The organism is Fontibacillus phaseoli, assembly GCF_003337355.1.
In the GTDB taxonomy this organism is placed as follows: domain Bacteria; phylum Bacillota; class Bacilli; order Paenibacillales; family Paenibacillaceae; genus Fontibacillus; species Fontibacillus phaseoli.
Genome location: NZ_QPJW01000010.1, coordinates 113246 through 130745, shown reverse-complemented (window position 1 = coordinate 130745; position 17500 = coordinate 113246). Strand labels below are relative to the sequence as shown.

16 protein-coding genes are annotated in these 17500 nt (G+C 52.4%); 9 read left to right on the top strand and 7 right to left on the bottom strand.

Features of this window, described 5'->3' with window-relative positions; all coding sequences use genetic code 11:
* Positions 1-59: 59 nt before the first annotated feature.
* The 4 genes from DFP94_RS19785 to DFP94_RS19770 all read left to right on the top strand — a co-directional run bounded on the left by DFP94_RS19785 (position 60) and on the right by DFP94_RS19770 (position 2849).
* The gene (locus tag DFP94_RS19785; RefSeq protein WP_114498205.1) at positions 60-446 is read left to right on the top strand and encodes a GntR family transcriptional regulator; all 387 of its coding nucleotides are present in this window, start codon (positions 60-62) and stop codon (positions 444-446) included.
* On the top strand, positions 443-1309 hold the full coding sequence (locus DFP94_RS19780) for an ABC transporter ATP-binding protein (RefSeq protein WP_114498204.1): 867 nt from the start codon (positions 443-445) through the stop codon (positions 1307-1309). Before DFP94_RS19785 ends, DFP94_RS19780 begins: the two co-directional genes overlap by 4 nt.
* Position 1310: 1 nt before the next feature.
* Entirely contained in the window at positions 1311-1940 is a 630-nt protein-coding gene (locus tag DFP94_RS19775) for an ABC-2 transporter permease (protein WP_245954995.1), read from the top strand.
* Positions 1941-2042: 102 nt separating this feature from the next.
* Complete coding sequence (locus tag DFP94_RS19770; protein ID WP_114498202.1) at positions 2043-2849, top strand: SDR family oxidoreductase; 807 nt, start codon at positions 2043-2045, stop codon at positions 2847-2849.
* A gap of 131 nt (positions 2850-2980) precedes the next feature.
* On the opposite strand, the gene gluQRS is transcribed toward DFP94_RS19770, so the two are convergent.
* Complete coding sequence (gene gluQRS / locus DFP94_RS19765) at positions 2981-3946, bottom strand: tRNA glutamyl-Q(34) synthetase GluQRS (RefSeq protein ID WP_114498201.1); 966 nt, start codon at positions 3944-3946, stop codon at positions 2981-2983.
* Positions 3947-3960: 14 nt separating this feature from the next.
* A complete protein-coding gene (locus tag DFP94_RS19760) occupies positions 3961-5289 on the bottom strand; it encodes a hemolysin family protein (protein WP_114498200.1) in 1329 nt (442 codons plus the stop codon).
* Between the two features lie 172 nt (positions 5290-5461).
* Here DFP94_RS19760 and hrpB point away from each other — a divergent pair, with 172 nt between their 5' ends.
* Complete coding sequence (gene hrpB / locus DFP94_RS19755; protein WP_114498199.1) at positions 5462-8008, top strand: ATP-dependent helicase HrpB; 2547 nt, start codon at positions 5462-5464, stop codon at positions 8006-8008.
* A gap of 73 nt (positions 8009-8081) precedes the next feature.
* On the top strand, positions 8082-8624 hold the full coding sequence (locus DFP94_RS19750) for a general stress protein (RefSeq protein ID WP_114498198.1): 543 nt from the start codon (positions 8082-8084) through the stop codon (positions 8622-8624).
* A gap of 42 nt (positions 8625-8666) precedes the next feature.
* On the opposite strand, the gene DFP94_RS19745 is transcribed toward DFP94_RS19750, so the two are convergent.
* The gene (locus DFP94_RS19745) at positions 8667-10829 is read right to left on the bottom strand and encodes a YhgE/Pip domain-containing protein (RefSeq protein ID WP_114498197.1); all 2163 of its coding nucleotides are present in this window, start codon (positions 10827-10829) and stop codon (positions 8667-8669) included.
* Positions 10830-11243: 414 nt separating this feature from the next.
* On the opposite strand from DFP94_RS19745, the gene DFP94_RS19740 reads away from it, so the two are divergent.
* The 3 genes from DFP94_RS19740 (at position 11244) to DFP94_RS19730 (ending at position 13773) form a co-directional block, all read left to right on the top strand.
* Entirely contained in the window at positions 11244-11744 is a 501-nt protein-coding gene (locus DFP94_RS19740) for a PTS sugar transporter subunit IIA (protein WP_114498196.1), read from the top strand.
* Positions 11745-11773: 29 nt separating this feature from the next.
* Positions 11774-13231, top strand: coding sequence for an N-acetylglucosamine-specific PTS transporter subunit IIBC (nagE, locus tag DFP94_RS19735; RefSeq protein ID WP_114498195.1), 1458 nt, complete (start codon positions 11774-11776; stop codon positions 13229-13231).
* Between the two features lie 173 nt (positions 13232-13404).
* Positions 13405-13773 carry a cupredoxin domain-containing protein gene (locus DFP94_RS19730; RefSeq protein ID WP_114498194.1) on the top strand — a complete coding sequence of 123 codons (369 nt, stop codon included), beginning with the start codon at positions 13405-13407 and terminating at the stop codon, positions 13771-13773.
* A 313-nt stretch (positions 13774-14086) separates the two neighbouring features.
* Here DFP94_RS19730 and DFP94_RS19725 read toward each other — a convergent pair whose 3' ends face one another.
* The 4 genes from DFP94_RS19725 to DFP94_RS19710 form a co-directional block, all read right to left on the bottom strand.
* The gene (locus tag DFP94_RS19725; protein WP_114498193.1) at positions 14087-14386 is read right to left on the bottom strand and encodes a metal-sulfur cluster assembly factor; all 300 of its coding nucleotides are present in this window, start codon (positions 14384-14386) and stop codon (positions 14087-14089) included.
* A gap of 17 nt (positions 14387-14403) precedes the next feature.
* A complete protein-coding gene (locus DFP94_RS19720) occupies positions 14404-15645 on the bottom strand; it encodes a heme-copper oxidase family protein (protein WP_114498192.1) in 1242 nt (413 codons plus the stop codon).
* A 20-nt stretch (positions 15646-15665) separates the two neighbouring features.
* Positions 15666-16226: a DUF2249 domain-containing protein gene (locus DFP94_RS19715; protein ID WP_114498191.1), complete on the bottom strand. Its 561-nt coding sequence runs from the start codon at positions 16224-16226 to the stop codon at positions 15666-15668.
* Positions 16227-16340: 114 nt separating this feature from the next.
* Positions 16341-17324 carry a multicopper oxidase domain-containing protein gene (locus DFP94_RS19710; RefSeq protein ID WP_114498190.1) on the bottom strand — a complete coding sequence of 328 codons (984 nt, stop codon included), beginning with the start codon at positions 17322-17324 and terminating at the stop codon, positions 16341-16343.
* Between the last annotated feature and the right edge of the window lie 176 nt (positions 17325-17500).

The following is a 17500-nucleotide window of genomic DNA, read 5'->3' as shown; positions in this document are numbered from 1 at the left end:
ATTGTGTATATTGAATATATACAATATATCATGTAATACAGAATTAGGGGTGGTGAGCTATGAATATTTTGCTGTCAACTTCTTCAGGTGAGCCGATATACATGCAAATTGTCAGGCAGATGCGGGGGAGTATTTTACAGGGAGAACTACTCCCCGGCACCCCGCTCCCCTCGATCCGCCAGCTTGCAAAGGATCTTCAGATCAGCGTGATTACGACGAAACGGGCGTACAACGAGTTGGAGCAAGAGGGACTGATTGATTCCATGGTAGGCAAGGGTTCGTTTGTCGCCGGAGGAAACCAGGAATTCATCCGTGAACAGCGGATCCGAATGCTGGAAGACAAACTCAGGGAGTTGCTGGAGGAATGCCGTAGTATTCCGGTAAGTGTCGATGAATTGATCGAGTGGATCAGACTGCTGGAGAATGAGGGAGGCCATGAGGAATGAATGCGATTGAAGTGGAAGGGCTCGGCAAAAGTTATGGCAGCTTTACGATGTCGGAGATGTCTTTTTCGGTTCCGCGCGGTTATATTACGGGCTTGATCGGTCCTAACGGCGCGGGAAAAAGCACGCTTATTAAAACCATTATGGGAATGGTGGTTCCGGACAAGGGCGAGGTCTCCGTGTTCGGCCGGAGCGTGGGACCGCAGGAAGGCGATTATAAACAAGATATCGGCTATATCTCGGATGAAAATATTTTTTACGACTATCTGACGCTGGAACAAATGAAGCGGATCGTTGCCCCTTTTTATCCTCGTTGGGATGAAGAATTGTATAGAAGATATATGGATCAGTTTGAACTCCCGTCGCGCAAAAAAATTAAAGACTGCTCCAAAGGCATGAAGATGAAATATTCGATTGCGCTGGCGATGTCCCATCATCCTTCGCTCCTGATTATGGACGAGCCGACAGCCGGCCTTGATCCGGTCTTCCGGCGGGAATTGCTGGACTTGCTTGCGGAATATATCCTCGAAGAGGAGCATACGATTCTCTTTTCTACCCATTTAACGACCGATCTTGACCGGGTGGCCGATTACGTAACCTTTATTAACCGGGGGCGTCTCGTATTTTCGGATACAAAGGATGATATCCTGGAGAGCTATTTGATCGTAAAAGGCGGCAAAGATTTGCTGGATGGCGATATCCGTAATGAACTGCTCGGCATCCGGGAAAGTGATCTAGGATTTGAGGGGTTGTCCAGCGACCGGAAGAGGGCGCAACAATTATTCGGCGACAAAGCCCTGTATGAGCAGCCTACCCTGGAAGATATTATGTATTTTACGGCAAAGGGAGGGAAGCCGCGTGCCTAGAATGATATGTTTGATCCGCAAAGATATAATGCTGGTTTATCGTTACATGTGGCTGGTTTTGATTTATGCCTTCGTATTTTCAGGCTTTATTCAAAGCAATAATTCGACGCTCCTTTACGGCTTGCTCCCGGGATTGGTGTTGATTCTGGGGATCGGATCCGATGCGAGACTGCCAAACCAGCAGTTTCTGGTCACGCTTCCGGTAAAACGCAGTTATCTTGTATTGTCGAAGTATGCATCCTCACTTATTTTTCTCGTCTCGTCAATTGCTATCTGCATAATCCTGAATGTGGCCACAGATATGATCGATTTCGGAACGGTGCGAATCGATCTCCCCTTTGTACTCGGTACGCTGATCTCGATGATCTTGTTTATCTCCTTGTATTTGCCGCTGTATTACTGGCTCGGCGTCAGGGGCACCCAGTTCCTGAATATTGCTATGATGTTGATTATCATGGTCGGAAACGGAGCGGTGACCGCTTTGTTAAGCAGCGATGACATGGCCGCGCCGCTCGGTTGGCTTTCCTCTCATGCTTTGGCTTCCGGGGCGCTCCTTGCGAGTGCAACCGTTTTGGCGCTGGTCATTTCTTATCTGATTTCCGTCTCCATTTTCAGGAAAAAGGATTTGTAAGCTTAGCAAATGATTAAACCGCACCTCTTTTTGGGTAATCTTGAGACAGGTACTTGACATAAGTCTTTAACCCAATTCATGAAAATAGGAGCGTGTGGCATCATGGCTGAGAATCAAAGTAATCGTCAGCGGTTTCAGGGCAAGACAGCGATCGTAACCGGAGCGGGCTCCGGAATCGGCAAGGCGACTGCGATCAGGCTGGCAAAAGAAGGGGCCAAGGTCGCACTCTTTGATCTGATGAATGACCGCACCCGCAGCACGGAACACCAGATCAACAACATTTACCGCGGTATCTCGCGCGCTTTTGACGTGGACGTCTCCGATCCGGAACGGATGGAGAAGGCGGTCCATGATGCGGCCAAAGTGTTCGGCGGCATCGATATCGTTTTCGCGAATGCGGGAATCAACGGATCGTTGGCCCCGGTGGACGAAATGAGTTTTGAAGATTGGGAAAAAACGCTGCGCATCAATTTAAACGGAACATTCCTGACCGTCAAATATACCGTGCCTTATTTGAAAAAGCAGGGGGGCGGCAGCATCATCATTACGAGTTCGATCAACGGGAACGACCGGTTTGCCGGATTCGGCATGTCGGCTTACAGTACGACGAAAGCCGGCCAGGTCGCTTTTACCAAAATGACGGCGCTTGAGCTGGCCAAGTACAAAATTCGGGTCAATGCGATTTGCCCCGGAGCCATTGCCACCAACATCGATTCCACCTCGGAAATCAGCGAAGAACTGGAGGAGATTATTATCCCGGTGGAATATCCCGAAGGAGCGCAGCCGCTCGCGGACGGACCGGGCCAACCTGAAAATGTCGCGGATTTGGTTGCCTTCCTTGCTTCGGACGAATCCATTCATGTAACTGGCGCGCGCATCGTCATCGACGGTGCCGAGTCGCTCTTGTAAGGCGAACGGCAAAAACATCACAGAAAACCGGCTTTCCTATGGAAACTTAATGACAAAGGGAAGCCGGTTTTTATTTTGACGTAAAATGTAATATTTGAGTGCTTGGTTTACGCAGAAAATAACATCGTGGTTCATTGTAAGGAGATAAGCTGGTTCAAGATTTCCGGATGCAGTATAAAGTTTTGTTTGGACACCCTGTCTAAAGAGAAACAAGGGATTAATTCCTGTGCGGTGAGCGGCTCGAACCGGTCTATCAGGCCGCTTATATAGGCCAGCCATCCGATCACCGCTTCCGGCTTGCTTCCGGCGGCGCGCAAGCTGGTGATGCCCAGATCGCCGTGCCGCTTAGCCAACCGTCGGCCGTCCTCGCCAAGGAGCAGCGGCGCATGGGTAAAGGCCGGGGGCTTAAATCCAAGCGCGGCGTAAAGTTCAAGCTGGCGCGGCGTTGAATCCAGCAGATCGCCGCCACGCAGCACATCGGTGATGCCCATCAGGGCATCGTCTACCGTGACGGCGAGCTGGTACGAGTACAAGCCGTCTGCGCGCCGCACGACGAAATCGCCGCCGCTACCGGGCGGGAAGGTCTGCGGCCCGGCGATGCCGTCGTGAAAGCGGACGGGCTCCGTCCCCATCGCAAACCGGAGCGACGGCGTTTTGCGCGCCGCCCGTTCCGTCTGCTCAGCGGGGCTCAGCCCTCGGCATGTTCCGGGATAAGGCGCGCCTTCGGAGGAAAGACCGTGCGGGGCGCCGGCCACGGCCAGCAATTCGGCTCTGCTGCAGTAACAGGGATATAGTCTTCCCGTATCCTGCAGCCGGGATAGAGCCTCCTTATAGTAATCGAGGCGCTGGCTTTGCCAATAAGGGCCGGAGTCGTCATCCGCGCCAGGCCCTTCGTCCCAATCCAGTCCGAGCCAGCGCAGGTCTTCCAGAATGCATTCCGTAATTTCCGGCCTGGATCGCTGAATATCGATATCTTCGATGCGTATCATAAAAATTCCGCCTGCCGCCCGCATTTCCAGCCAGGACAACAACGCGATTTTTGCGTTTCCCAGGTGCATATGGCCGGATGGCGTAGGTGCAAAACGGCCTCGTCTCATGGGCTTCACTTCCTTCAAATTCCTTCAATATTTTCTGCGTCATCCGCCACGGCTTTTTCGATTTCGATCTTTCGGATGCGGCTATCTACGCGTTCCAACACGGTAAAGCTCAAATCGCCGTAATTCAGAACGGTGCCTTCCTCGATATCCATGTCTTGTCCATAGACCCAGCCGCCGATCGTGTCGGTATCGTCGTCTTCCAACTCGGTAAGCAGTAGGTCATTGATATGGGATATTGAGACTTTGCCGTCCACAATGAAATGGTTCTCTTCGAGGATCATGATTTCCTGCTCTTCTTCGGCATCGAATTCGTCACGGATGTCCCCGACGATTTCCTCCAGCAAATCCTCGATCGTAATCATCCCTGAGGTACCGCCGTATTCGTCGATCAGCAAGGCGATATGAGAACGTTCTTTTTGCATGCGGGAGAGCAGGCTGGTCAAAGAAATGTTTTCCGATGCTGTCATGACCGGGCGAACCAGCGATTCCAAGGGAGCGTCCGGTTCATCTTCATGGATTAAAAACAGCTGTTTCGTATTGATAACTCCGATAATGTCATCTTTGTTTTCGCGGATCACCGGAAATCGGGTGTACTGTTCCGCTTTTATAATTTCGAGATTTTCTTCCCGCGACTTGTTGGCGTAAAGGCATACCATGTCCGTTCGGGGTACCATGATATCTTTGGCCGATAGTTCGTCAAAAGCAAAGATCCGGCTCAAATAGTTATATTCGCTGCTGTTGATCTCCCCTTGCTCCAGGCTTGCGCTGAGCAGGGCTTGCAATTCTTCTTCCGAATGCGCGTCGTCCAGTTCCAGATGAGCCCGGAGCCCCAGCAAGGAGACGATCCGGCCGGAAGACCGGTTGAGCAGCCAGACTAAGGGCGACATCAAGGTCGCGAACCAGAGCAACGGACGGGATGCCGCGAGCGCGAAGGTTTCGCCTTTCTGAGCGGCTAACATCCGGGGGACTAAGGCTCCGAGCACGACGTGCAAATAAGTAATGACAAGAAAGGCAATGACAAAAGAAAGAATGCTTTCCAGTTTCTCCGGCAGCCTCACCAGCAGAAACAACGGCTGAAGCAAATGTTTTGCCAGCGGTTGTCCTAGCCAGCCCAGAATCAGTGAGGTCATCGTGACGCCAAGCTGGCAGGCAGAAAGCGCCTGCTGGGGCCGCCGCATCAGTTTCGCAAACGGGACCGCGGCTCTCCGGCCTTCCCGGAGCAGAATGTCCACCCGGCCGGCACGCAGTCTGCGGATGGAATATTCCGCAACCACGAAAAAAGAAGTCAGCGCCACCAGTGTGATGACCAGCAGGAAGCTCAAAAGGGTTCCGTCCAAAAACATGAAATTGATAATACCTCCCTGGTGTTCGGCGGACCTTTCCTAATTATACAAAACAGGCCCCCGGGCTTCAAAGCAAACACGGTTGTCCGCGAGTGTGATAAAATGGAATATCCGTAGCTGATGCTACGAGAAACGAACTTAAGAAATAGTGTAACCTCGTAAGGAGAGAATGATGAATAGACTTGCGATGCCAATAGATGAAATCCTTCCGGATCTACGGGAGCATCTGCGGTCCCCGGGAATGGCGGTGCTGATCGCGGAGCCCGGGGCGGGGAAAACGACGCGGACGCCGCTATCGCTGCTAAACGAGCCGTGGATGGAGGGACAGCAAATGATTATGCTGGAGCCTCGCAGACTCGCTGCCAGATCCGCTGCCGCTTATATGGCGGAGCAGCTCGGCGAGCGGGTAGGGGAGACGGTAGGTTACCGGATCCGTACGGACAGCCGGGTGTCTGCCCGTACCCGGATTCTCGTCGTCACGGAAGGCGTCCTGACCCGGATGCTGCAGCAGGATGCCGCGCTGATCGGCACGGGACTGGTGATCTTCGATGAATTTCATGAGCGCAGCCTGCACGCCGATCTGGGATTGGCGCTGGCGCTTCAAAGCCGGCAGCTGCTGCGCGAGGATTTGCGCCTGCTCGTCATGTCCGCCACCCTGGATGCCGGGGCCGTGGCGGAGCTTCTGGGGCAGGCGCCGGTCGTGCAAAGCCGGGGCAGAATGTACCCGGTGGAGACGATATTTGTGGGCCGTCCGCAGCAGGAGACGCTGGAAGCGGCGGTCGTACGGACGGTGCGCCTGGCGCTGGCCGATCATGAGGGCAGCGTGCTGGTCTTCTTGCCCGGCGCCCGGGAGATCCGCCGGGTGGAGTCGGCGCTCGCCGGACAGATGCCAGCGGGCGTGACGGTCGCGCCGCTGTATGGCGCGCTGTCGCAGGAGCGGCAGCAGCTGGCGATCGAAGCGGCGCCGGAAGGCGGGCGCAAGGTCGTGCTGGCTACGTCGATTGCCGAGACCAGCCTGACGGTGTCAGGCGTAACTGTCGTCATCGACAGCGGCCTGCGCCGGACCGCGCTGTTCTCGCCGCGCACCGGCATGAGCCGGCTCGTTACGGTTCGCGCCGCACGCGACTCCGCCGACCAGCGGCGCGGCCGCGCGGGTCGCACGGCGCCCGGGACATGCTACCGCCTCTGGAACGAGGCGGAAGACCGGGCGCTTGACCCAAGCACGCCTCCGGAAATGCTGGAGGCGGATTTGACGCCCCTGGCGCTGGAGCTGGCCGCCTGGGGCGCGGAGTCGCCGGCCGAGCTGGCCTGGCTCGATGCGCCGCCGGCCGCGCCTTACGGGCAGGCCTTGCAACTGCTGCGGCAGCTCGGCGCGCTGGACGCTGCCGGTCGCATCACTGTGCACGGCCGGCGCCTGGCCGGGCTCGGCCTGCATCCGCGGCTCGCGCACATGCTGCTGCGCGCGCAGCCGCTCGGCCTCGGCCGGGCGGCTTGCCGCCTGGCCGCCCTGCTGGAAGAGCCGGGCCTCGCCAAAGGCCCGGCCGCTGGAAGCGACGGCGACCTGCGCAGCCGCCTCGCCTTATTGATGGCCGTGGCCGGGGAATCCGGTCCACGGGATCATGCCGCCGGACTGACAGCAGATCCCGGCGATGTTCAGCGCCTGCTCACCGTAAGCCGGCAGTGGGAACGCCGCCTGGAGACCCAGTTCTCGGAAGGTGCTTCCGAATCGGATAGAGCGGGCGACTGGTGGAGGTATTGCGGCCTGCTCGTCTCGTTTGCTTATCCCGACCGAATCGCGCGGCGCCGGGGGGACGGCCGCTATTTGCTGCGCAGCGGCCGGGGCGCGGCTTTCATCCGCCAGCAGCCGCTGAGCGCGGAACCGTTTTTGGCGATCGCCGATGTCGACGACGAGGGAACGGAGGGGCGGATTCTGCTGGCTGCGCCGCTGGAGGAGAGCTGGCTGACCGAATTTTACCGCGACGAGTTGCTGGAGGAGAAGACGGCCGAATGGGACGACCAAGTAGGGGCGGTCCGGGCCCGGATTACGTTGTCCTTCGGAGCTATCATGCTGAAAGATCATCCCGACCCGAATCCATCGCCGGACAGGGTCCAAGCTGCATTGCTTCGGGTAGTGGCGGAGCAAGGCGCCCGGATTTTGCCCTGGAATGCCAAGTCGAGGCAGTTTCAAGCCAGAATCATGTTTTTGCGCCGGCTTAACGAGGAACGTTGGCCGGATGTATCCGATGAAGCTTTATCGGCAGAGGCGGAGGAGTGGTTCGGTGCTTATGTTGCCGGGTTCCGCAAAAAAAGTGATTTGCAATCACTATCCCTCTTTACGATATTGGAAAACCGGTTGGGCTGGCAGCATACCCAGGAGCTGAACGTAGAGGCACCGACCCATTTGCTGGTACCGAGCGGTTCGAAGATTCCGGTTCAATATGACGGGCCGCAAGCCCCTTATGCTTCCGTCCGTTTACAGGAAGTATTCGGGATGATGCAGACACCGGTAATCGGATACGGAAGGATTCCCGTAACGCTGCACTTGTTGTCCCCTGCGAGCAGACCGGTGCAAGTGACCTCAGACTTAACCAGCTTCTGGAAGTCCGGGTATTTTGAAGTCAAGAAAGACTTGAAAGGGCGTTACCCGAAACATTATTGGCCGGAGGACCCCCTGCAGGCGACAGCAACCAGACGCGTCCGGCCCGGTAACGGGCAATAACGGAAAGATTCCGTTTGAGGTGAAAGACCTTCGGGTAATAAAGGGAAACCAACATACCAGGAGGTTGATCCCTATGAGCAAAAAAATAGTCGGTGTTTTCGATAGCGAAAGGGAAGCTACAGCCGCGATTGAGTCGCTTCAGCGACAGGGCTTTTCGGCGGAAGAAATTTCGGTACTGTCCCGCGACCGGCGCGACCGGGAAGCGATTCAGGATGAAACCGGAAGCAAGGCCCCTGAAGGCGTAGCCGTAGGTGCTACCACCGGAGGAGTATTGGGCGGTGTAGCCGGTCTGCTGGCAGGCCTCGGAGCTTTGGCGATTCCGGGAATCGGTCCTATCGTTGCCGCGGGTCCGATTGCGGCCGCTTTGACCGGCATGGCCGCGGGCGCAGGTGCGGGCGGATTGGCCGGAGGTCTGATTGGCCTTGGCATTCCCGAGGAGGAAGCGAAGGCGTACGAGTCTTATCTGGACGAAGGAAAGATTCTCGTTCTGGTCGAGGAAGATAACCGTAGCGTTAGCGTCTATGATACATTCCGTACAAATCGTTCGTTGAATTCGGACATTTATGCTTCCGGGTTGGCCGATCCGTATCGTGAGGATCCTTCCGGCAGGTTATAGGCATAAACATCATTTTTCGTAAGTGACTTCAGGGGCGGGCGCCTAGTGGATCAAATGGCCGGATTTGGCTTTTTTCACCCACTTGGCGGCCGCCTTATTAACGACTTTCTTCAGTCCGAGGCCGAGCGCCAGTGCCAATCCGGCAAAGATCAGCAGCGCGATAATATCCCTCGTTACAATATCCCGTACACTGCCTCCGACCGCTTCGCGCATCAGACTGATGCCGTACGTAAAAGGGAGGAAGGGATAGATCGCCTGGAAAAAAGGCGGGGTGACCTGGATCGGAAAAGTTCCTCCCGATCCAGCCAGTTGCAGCACGAGCAGGACGATAGCCATTGCTTTGCCCACGTTTCCGAAGACGGAAACGAGCGTATAGATAATCAGCATGAATACCCCGGCCAATAGCAGGCCGTAAATAACAAACCGCATCGGATCCGCGGCATATGTGCCAAGCAGCAGCAAGTCCCCTGTGGTCGTGAACACGGATTGGAGTAGCGCCAGCGTTAAAAAGGTGAGGAATCGTCCGATATATTCCTGGTAACTGCGGATACCGCTGTAAGTATCATGAACTTCGACGGTAAGCATGGATACGAGCAGCAATCCTCCGACCCAGACCGACAATGTCGTAAAAAAGGGAGACATCGCCGACCCGTAATTAGGGAGGGGAAATACCCGGTTCTCTTTTAATATGACCGGTTCGGCAAAGAACTCGCTTTCTGCGGAAAAATTCAGGCTGAGCAGACCGATCAGATCCTCCAGACTTCCTTCCTTTTCGAGCGAGGTGATCCGGTTTGTAACTTCACTCAGTTTTATTTCGGCCGCCGGCAAATCCTTAACAATATCTTCGGCACCGCTAACAGCGACGGTTAATCCTTTCGCGGCGTCCGTAAGTACCTTATCAATGACGGGTAAATCCGACTCCGCTTTCTTCAGCATATCACCGGCATGTTCCGCTTCCTGTTTCAGTTTCGCGACTACCGACTGTATGGCCGGATAGATCTCGGTATCATAGCTGCCAGCTAGCCGATCTAGCCGGAGGGCAGACGATGCGGCCAGATCGTTCAGATTTTTAAGCGAGGTTTTGGCGTTGGCTTTGGTTTCTTTTGCCTGGTTATTGAAGTCCTGAACAAGCTGGGCCATTTGCCTGAATTCCTCCCCGGCCAGATGAAGCGAAGTTATCACTCCGGCTAGCTTGTCCCCTGGAGCAGCGGCTTCCAGACGCAACAGCATAGCGGAGAGCGAATCCGTTGAATCCGCTACAGTTGTTATAATCGGAGCGAGCTTATCCGATAGCTTGGAGGGGAACGGGGTGACATCTTCGTCCTGATCTAGCGCCGCTAAAAGCAAGCCGGTCGACTGGGCTACGGCCTCCGCAGTGTTAGCCATGGTGCTTAGCGTTTCCTCAACGGCAGGGGAGGCTGCCTCCAGAACCTTGCCGCTCTCGTCCAAAAACTGAGAGGTTTTTCCGGACCATGCTTGACCTGTTGCAGCCAAATCCGCAGCATGCGGCAGCTCCGCCTGAACATTGCCGAGAATTTCCCGGCTCGTATGCAAATCTTGCACCGCGGTACCGGCGGCTTGATTGATTTCCGGGTAAAGCTCCTGAATCCGGAAAGCCAAGGTTTTTATTTTGCGGATTAACGGTAATTCCTGCTTCAGCTCCAGACCGATTTGATTAAAAATGCTGAATATCGTTCCGTTCGCCGTTTTGATGAAATTTCGGTTCACTTCGCTGATGACGGAGCTTGCGCCTTTGGCCGTGATTTTGGGAGCAACCGCATTAATTTTTTCGTTGACATAATACAGAATTTCGGCTTTTTCCGGATTAGGCGTCAATACGGATGCTATTCTTGCCGAGAAGTTGCAGGGGATGATAATTACCGCATAATATTGCCCCCGCTTCAAACCGGTCATTGCTTTTTTCTCCCCGAGAAAGTTCCATCCGATATTATGATTCTGGTTCAGCGAACCGATGATTTCGTCACCGATTCGCAATGGTTGTCCACGCATAGTCGTGCCTGTATCCTCGTTCACGACGGCGACCTGAATCCCGGACGTTTGTCCGTAAGGATCCCAGGAGGCTTTAATGTTAAACCAGGCGTACAGGGAAGGGAGGATAATCAATCCTCCAATGATCACCGCAGTTGCCCAGTTCGTCACAATGCCGCGCAGATCTTTTGCATAGATGGAGAATATGGATTTCATTGGCTGCTCCGTTTCATTTTTGTGCGTTAGTATCCCACTTGAAATGGTTTCGATTCTTGTGTACGGGAATAGGGACTTTAGTAGCAGACAAGCTATGTATATTGGCCATTTATGGAATAGGTACCGCTTTCAAAATTTCTGTTGACGAGTGAAGATGCTTGATTTATGATTAGCACATAACAAAAAACCGATTTCATATGGCGTGTTACCGTTACTACTAATGGGCATGAGCCAAGGAAAGCAGACCTAGACCATAGGCTTCTTTTCTTGGCTCTTTTTATTGCCTTTTGAAATAATACAACGACCCGCCAGGCATAATAATAGAACGTATGCAAACATGTCATCGGTAGTAAATAGTGAGGATTCAGCTCAAACCTAGTGCTGTAGTCACCCACTTAAATAGGAGGCCGCAAAATGTTCTCAAAATGGAGAAAGAAATCTGCTGAAAATCAAGTTGTAGACATGGTAGCACCAGTGACGGGCCGGGCCGTTTCGTTGAAGGAAGTTCCGGATGAAGCATTTGCCGGGGGGCATATGGGGCAGGGAATCGCTATCGAGCCAACGGAAGGCAAATTGATCGCGCCGTTTGACGGGACCGTGGTCCATGTCATTAAGTCCAGTCATGCGGTGATGGTGGAGAATGCATCAGGGATGCAATTTTTGTTCCATATCGGCATTAACACCGTGTCGCTCAAAGGGGAAGGATTTACATGCCATGTAACTACCGGAGATGCGGTTAAAGCCGGGCAAATCCTGATCGAATTCGATATCGCCAAAATCAAAGAAGCGGGATATCCGGTTATCACCCCGATCATTGTAACAAACGCTGACGAAGTGGCTAGCGACCTGGAGAAAATCACCGGGCCTGTGACGGCAGGCAGAGACGTCATTTTAAAGGCGGTTTTGAAGTCATAACATCACATTTTTGAAAGGATGATTGTTACATGCTGGCTTTTCTCCAGAAAATAGGGAAGTCGCTTATGCTTCCGGTCGCCACATTGCCGGCGGCGGCCATTTTGTTACGGTTCGGCAACATTGATTACATCAAGGATTTCCACATGGGTGACGGTGTAGGGGGCTTCTTGAATACTTACATCGCTCCTTTCCTGAATGCAGGCGGTGGAACGATATTCGATAACCTTCCGCTGATTTTTGCAGTCGGTGTTGCGATTGGCTTGGCTGCCGATGCCGTAGCTGCTTTATCAGCCGTAATCGGACATTTGATCCTGCTTAAGGTTCTTTCCATCGTACCGGGCATATTCCCCGATTTGATGAAATCGCCAGATGCAAAATTGAACATGGGCGTTCTCGGCGGAATTCTGGTTGGTTGTATCGCGGCATTCCTTTATAAAAAATACCATAACATCAAGCTTCCGGATTGGCTGGGCTTCTTCGGCGGAAAACGTTTCGTGCCTATGGTTACAGCTATTACGATGGTAGTCGTCGGTCTGATTTGCGGGCTGATCTGGGGGCCGATTCAAGCCGCACTCGATATATTCGGCAACTGGGTTACGAGTCTCGGCGGTATCGGTTCTGCTATTCACATGGTGGCAAACCGTCTACTCGTTCCGTTTGGTCTCCATCATATTATTAACTCCATCGTCTGGTTCCAAATTGGTGATTTCACCAACGCGGCGGGCGATGTCATTCACGGCGATTTGTACCGTTTCTTCGCTGGGGATAAATCAGCCGGCATGTTCATGACGGGCTTCTTCCCGGTGATGATGTTCGGGCTTCCGGCAGCTGCGTTTGCAATTATTCACACGGCTAAACCCGAAAGACGCAAAACGGTTGCTTCGATCTTTTTGGGCGCCGCCCTGGCTTCATTCCTGACGGGGATTACCGAACCGCTTGAATTTGCGTTTATGTTCGTAGCTCCTGTACTTTACGGGGTTCACGTCGTCCTGTCCGGAATTGCAGCCTTTGTATCCTACGCGGTGGGGATGAAGCTCGGCTTTGGCTTCTCGGCCGGTTTCATCGATTACGCCATCAACTATCAGATCTCCACGAAACCATTGCTGTTAATACCGATTGGCCTGGTTTTCGCCGTCATTTACTACGTGATCTTCCGGTTCCTGATTGTTAAGATGAACCTCAAGACACCGGGACGTGAAGATGAAACTGTTGAACTGGAAGAGGAAACAAGTGCCGGAGGTTCCATATCCGGAGACAGCCGCGCCGCCAAAATCCTGACTCAAATCGGCGGACCTTCGAACATCGAATCCGTAGATGCCTGCATCACTCGCCTTCGTCTGGTTGTGAAAGACGACAAGGCGGTCAATGACGCAGCTTTGAAACAACTTGGCGCATCCGGCGTCATGAGACTCGGCAAAGGCGCCGTGCAAGTCGTATTCGGACCGCAATCCGAAGCGATCAAAGACGAAATCAAGAAAATGTTATAACGCTAACTCCCTAAATTCCCATAGGCAGGATGGATTTTTTGAATCCGTCCTGCCTTATTTTACGGCGATGAGTAGAGATTATGGTTAATGACAAGGACTTTGTGACGCTAATCACGATCCTACTTATGGGTTTCTCCTAAACTGAAAGAAAGAGCAGTAAGGGGGAATAACTCATGATCCGAAGATATCTTGTTGTATGTTTCATGATAGTCGCAGCACTTACCGTGTCGGCCTGCGGGAAGATTGAGGATCAATCAGCCGGCGGGAGTTTGGGCGGACCAGTCAAACAGTTTACCGTCCACGCCCGGAGTACCGGATACGATTTACAGGAAATCAAAGTGAAGCGGGGAGATACCGTCAAGATTACGCTCAAGAACGATCAGGGTATGCATTCCCTGAAAATTAAGGGCTATAACAAAGAGGTAAGAGGCGGGAAGAGCATTACTTTCGTGGCGGACAAAGCGGGAGAGTTTGTGTATTCTTGCAATATTTCTTGCGGGAAAAACCATAAACAAATGACTGGAAAGCTGATCGTTAAATAAAACAGAAAGCTGAGGGATGAACAACTGGAAAACCTCCAGTTAAACTTCAACCGAGTGGCTTAATCCGCGAATTAAATGGAAATCCTCCAGTTAATTATGCCGCAAAGACGTCTTCAAGGAGATATGTGGCAAACTAGATGGGGGTTTTCCCTTTATTTATATAATAATTCTATAAATTAGTAAATTATATGCAGAATATCCAGTTAAATGCCCTCCGACACCGCCGCCAAGGCATACCAAAACGAGCCCTAGAAAATATTCTAGCGGCTCGTTTGTTTGTGCAACTTAGTTTTTAGTTTGACCGGGTTACGAATTAGAAATAGCCGAGCTGTCTTTTGGCTTCTTCGGACATCATATAGGGTGACCAGTGGGGCTCCCAGACGAGATCCACTTCTACTTCGCTGACTTCCGGCTGTTCCTCCAGAATGCGTTTGACGCCGCCCACGATCGTATCATGCATCGGACATCCCGGGGTTGTGAGCGTCATCTGAACATAAATGCGATCACCTTGATCGCGAATATCGAAGACAAGGCCAAGGTCCACGATGTTGACGCCGAGTTCGGGATCGTAAACCTCCCGTAGCCACTCACGAATTTGCTCTGTTCTATCCATGTTATCCATACCTCCATTTATCGGGAAAATACGAGTGCTATCAGAGAAATATAAGCAAGGGAAACCAGGGAAAATGCAACGCCGGATATGGCGATAACGATTTGAGAATCCAATGCGATTCCGACCAGGACGGACAGATTGGTAACAGCAATCAGTGCCAGGCCTAGGCTCGCTTTCTTTTCGTTTAATAAGTCGGCCATCACGGGTGTGCCGGGCTTGCCGACCTGTTTGCCGTATTTGTGGGTCCACCACAGAAAAGGAACGATTTTGGACGAGTAGCACAGAACCATGAAGGATACCCAGCCGCTCAGATATACCCAGCCGACCATGAGCATGGTCTTTGTATTCATCAACTGATCTGGTGACCCTGCCAATTTCAGCAGCAGGGCGACGGCAAATACCGCAAAGACTTGGTTGCCGTAAAGCGACCAGCTAATCCCGGCGCCGGGATTGCGTTTATGACGTTTTTTCCGGATTTGCAGCAGATGAATATTGTAGGTAACCAGGGCAAGCACGATGATCAAAAGGGAGATCCATAACACAATATTGTGTAAACCAAACAGGAAGGAGATAGCTCCAAGCAGCACGCCTATATTCCATAACCCTACGGTAATGTATTGAAGCCAGGTTTTGTAGTCATGGGACAGGAAGAACATCGGGAATAGTTTATAACTGAAACCAGTGATCAGCAGTCCAAACCAGCCGAGCGTCCCGAGCCAGATATGCGCGCCGAACAGGTTTTCGTGGAATTCGCCGAACCAGCCTGTAGCGAAATCCAGGCCCATGGCCATACCGAACAATCCCGTCAGCAAAAGGTAGAGCACGGCGCAACCCGTACTGATCGTAATTGAGTTCCATTTGGCCGCCCGGATTAAAGTCACGGCCATGTTCCAGACAAAGACGATAATTCCGGCGAAGGCCAGGGTGGCAAAACCGGCGATCCAGGATATTTCCCCTTGAATAAAGCCGAACAGAAGGCCGAAGAGTCCGATGGTAAAAAGGAAATAATGGATGTAACCAAGCCGTTCGCTGTAAATATTCGATTGCAAAATGACGTTGATCAATTGATAAACGGCTCCCATGGCGAACATGGTTGCCCAGCCGAGCACGAACAAGTGGACGTGAAACCAGCCGGTCGGGCCGCGAATCCCTTCTCCGATCCAACCGGTCAGCGACATCACGGACGTCGCGTGAAACAGCACGAAGCCGAAAATTCCAGTGATGATAAACAGGAAGGGGAGACGTGACATGGATGACATGGCTTAACCCTCCTTATACTTTAAGCTTTGGTGATAGTTACTTTTGCCGATCCGTCCGGTTGTTCTTCAACGGTGAACGGGCAACCCATACCGTTCAATTCTTCAATAAGAAATACAGGGACTCTGTCATTGTGGATCAGGACCCGATCTCCAGGGCGGCTGCGGTCAAGGGCGGCAAGCGTGCGCATCATCGGCTGCGGCGGCTCCAGGCCGCGGTTATCCAGTTCGATCACCTTCGGTTGATGATCAGCCTCAGCGGAAAGGGTCTGATCCGAAGAAGTTGATGCCGGCATGGCGTCTTCTTTCCCGGCGGTTGGCTGCTCGTCAAGCCAATGCTTGTTCTTTTTGCTTACGAACGTCGTAATCCAGTGCTCCTTGTCCTTCTGCTGAGATTTACCCGCATAACCCCGCATCTTCAAAAAACCAAGCAACGGTGTAGGCTTAAACGTGGCATGCAGGACGAAAATATCGTCTGCTTCCAGTGTTTTGACGGTATCCATAATGAGCTGGAACGGCTCCAGTTTTTTGCGCAGTTGGTCTCTTACGTCCAGTTCCACGATTTTTGCTTCGTTTCGATTCATTTGAATCACCTCGTTTTCATTATAAAATAGCTGTATTGACGGATTGTGATTTCTGTCACAGGCATTATTGCAGGTTTCAAAATAACTACGGCTCATGTTCATTTTGGTGCTTTACTAATGGGTCATCGTAGGCTCATGCGTGTCCTTACCGTCTTTCGTAACCCGTAATATGGCCGTAGCTCCTTTTGAGGCATGCTTTAGCTGATGTGTAAGGACCGGATAATCCCCTTCCTCTGTCACCGTGAATTCAACGACAGCCGATCCTCCTGCCGGAAGCATGACGGTTTGCAAACCGTACATGATGTTTTTCGGATTGCCGTCAATGTAGACCCTGTCCATCGTCGTTCCTACAACATGGAATGAAGATACTTCGTTTGGCCCCACATTACTGACGTAGAGCCGGATTTTGTCCCCTGTTTTGGCGAGAAGAGGGTGATTTTTCAGCGTGAAGTCATCCCCGTTAAAAACGACGTACTCCGGTTCTTCATTCATAAAAGCTTCCTCGTCATGCTCCCGGTACCACTCGCTTTGGACGATGGTAAATTCCCGGTCGATCTCGGCATCCGTCGGATAGCCGTTTTTCGGTTCCACGATGATCGTTCCGTACATGCCGTTTGCCACATGCAGCAGGACCGGACTTGTGCCGCAATGATACATAAAAATGCCGGGGGTATCGGCGGGATAAGTAAAGGTGCCTTGTTCGTCCGGCATCACGTCTACGAACTTTTTGCTCGGCGCGGCATGAACCGCATGGAAATCCATCGAATGCGGCATGTCGGGATCCATATTTTTCAGGGTAAAGCTCAGCGTATCCCCCTCCTTAACCCGAAGCACGGGGCCGGGAACCGTTCCGTTAAAGGTCCAGGCGTTATAAAAAACACCTTCCGAAATTTCCACATCCGTCACCTGGGCGGTCATTTCTATATGAACGGTGTCGCCATCGCGATGGATAACCGGTTCTACCGGGTTCTGATTGATTTTTTGAACCTCCTGTTCCGGTTCGGATTCGCTGTCTTGAGCCGGGGGAGGAGCAAGCCAGACCACCGAAATTACGAGGAGACAGGATAGGATGAAAAAGGCCGATTTCGCAATTTTCATAGGGGCGAACCTCCTTAAAGAAAATACAATTTCAATAACTTAAGATTAAGATGAATTCGAAGTCCGCCTTGTGACGGAAAGCACATTTTCGGACGTGTCGAAAATTCGTAACATGTCTTGTTGTTATTATTTCAATACATGAAAAATTCACAATAGAAATCCTAATTACCGTTCCA

Excerpts from the sequence above, each read along its gene's own strand:
- DFP94_RS19770 (WP_114498202.1), top strand. The coding sequence starts at position 2,043 with ATGGCTGAGAATCAAAGTAATCGTCAGCGGTTTCAGGGCAAGACAGCG.
- nagE (WP_114498195.1), top strand. The coding sequence starts at position 11,774 with ATGCTGGCTTTTCTCCAGAAAATAGGGAAGTCGCTTATGCTTCCGGTC.
- DFP94_RS19775 (WP_245954995.1), top strand. The coding sequence starts at position 1,311 with ATGATATGTTTGATCCGCAAAGATATAATGCTGGTTTATCGTTACATG.
- DFP94_RS19780 (WP_114498204.1), top strand. The coding sequence starts at position 443 with ATGAATGCGATTGAAGTGGAAGGGCTCGGCAAAAGTTATGGCAGCTTT.
- DFP94_RS19745 (WP_114498197.1), bottom strand. The coding sequence starts at position 10,829 with ATGAAATCCATATTCTCCATCTATGCAAAAGATCTGCGCGGCATTGTG.
- DFP94_RS19720 (WP_114498192.1), bottom strand. The coding sequence starts at position 15,645 with ATGTCATCCATGTCACGTCTCCCCTTCCTGTTTATCATCACTGGAATT.
- DFP94_RS19750 (WP_114498198.1), top strand. The coding sequence starts at position 8,082 with ATGAGCAAAAAAATAGTCGGTGTTTTCGATAGCGAAAGGGAAGCTACA.
- DFP94_RS19740 (WP_114498196.1), top strand. The coding sequence starts at position 11,244 with ATGTTCTCAAAATGGAGAAAGAAATCTGCTGAAAATCAAGTTGTAGAC.
- DFP94_RS19785 (WP_114498205.1), top strand. The coding sequence starts at position 60 with ATGAATATTTTGCTGTCAACTTCTTCAGGTGAGCCGATATACATGCAA.
- DFP94_RS19715 (WP_114498191.1), bottom strand. The coding sequence starts at position 16,226 with ATGAATCGAAACGAAGCAAAAATCGTGGAACTGGACGTAAGAGACCAA.
- hrpB (WP_114498199.1), top strand. The coding sequence starts at position 5,462 with ATGAATAGACTTGCGATGCCAATAGATGAAATCCTTCCGGATCTACGG.
- gluQRS (WP_114498201.1), bottom strand. The coding sequence starts at position 3,946 with ATGAGACGAGGCCGTTTTGCACCTACGCCATCCGGCCATATGCACCTG.
- DFP94_RS19730 (WP_114498194.1), top strand. The coding sequence starts at position 13,405 with ATGATCCGAAGATATCTTGTTGTATGTTTCATGATAGTCGCAGCACTT.
- DFP94_RS19710 (WP_114498190.1), bottom strand. The coding sequence starts at position 17,324 with ATGAAAATTGCGAAATCGGCCTTTTTCATCCTATCCTGTCTCCTCGTA.
- DFP94_RS19760 (WP_114498200.1), bottom strand. The coding sequence starts at position 5,289 with ATGTTTTTGGACGGAACCCTTTTGAGCTTCCTGCTGGTCATCACACTG.
- DFP94_RS19725 (WP_114498193.1), bottom strand. The coding sequence starts at position 14,386 with ATGGATAGAACAGAGCAAATTCGTGAGTGGCTACGGGAGGTTTACGAT.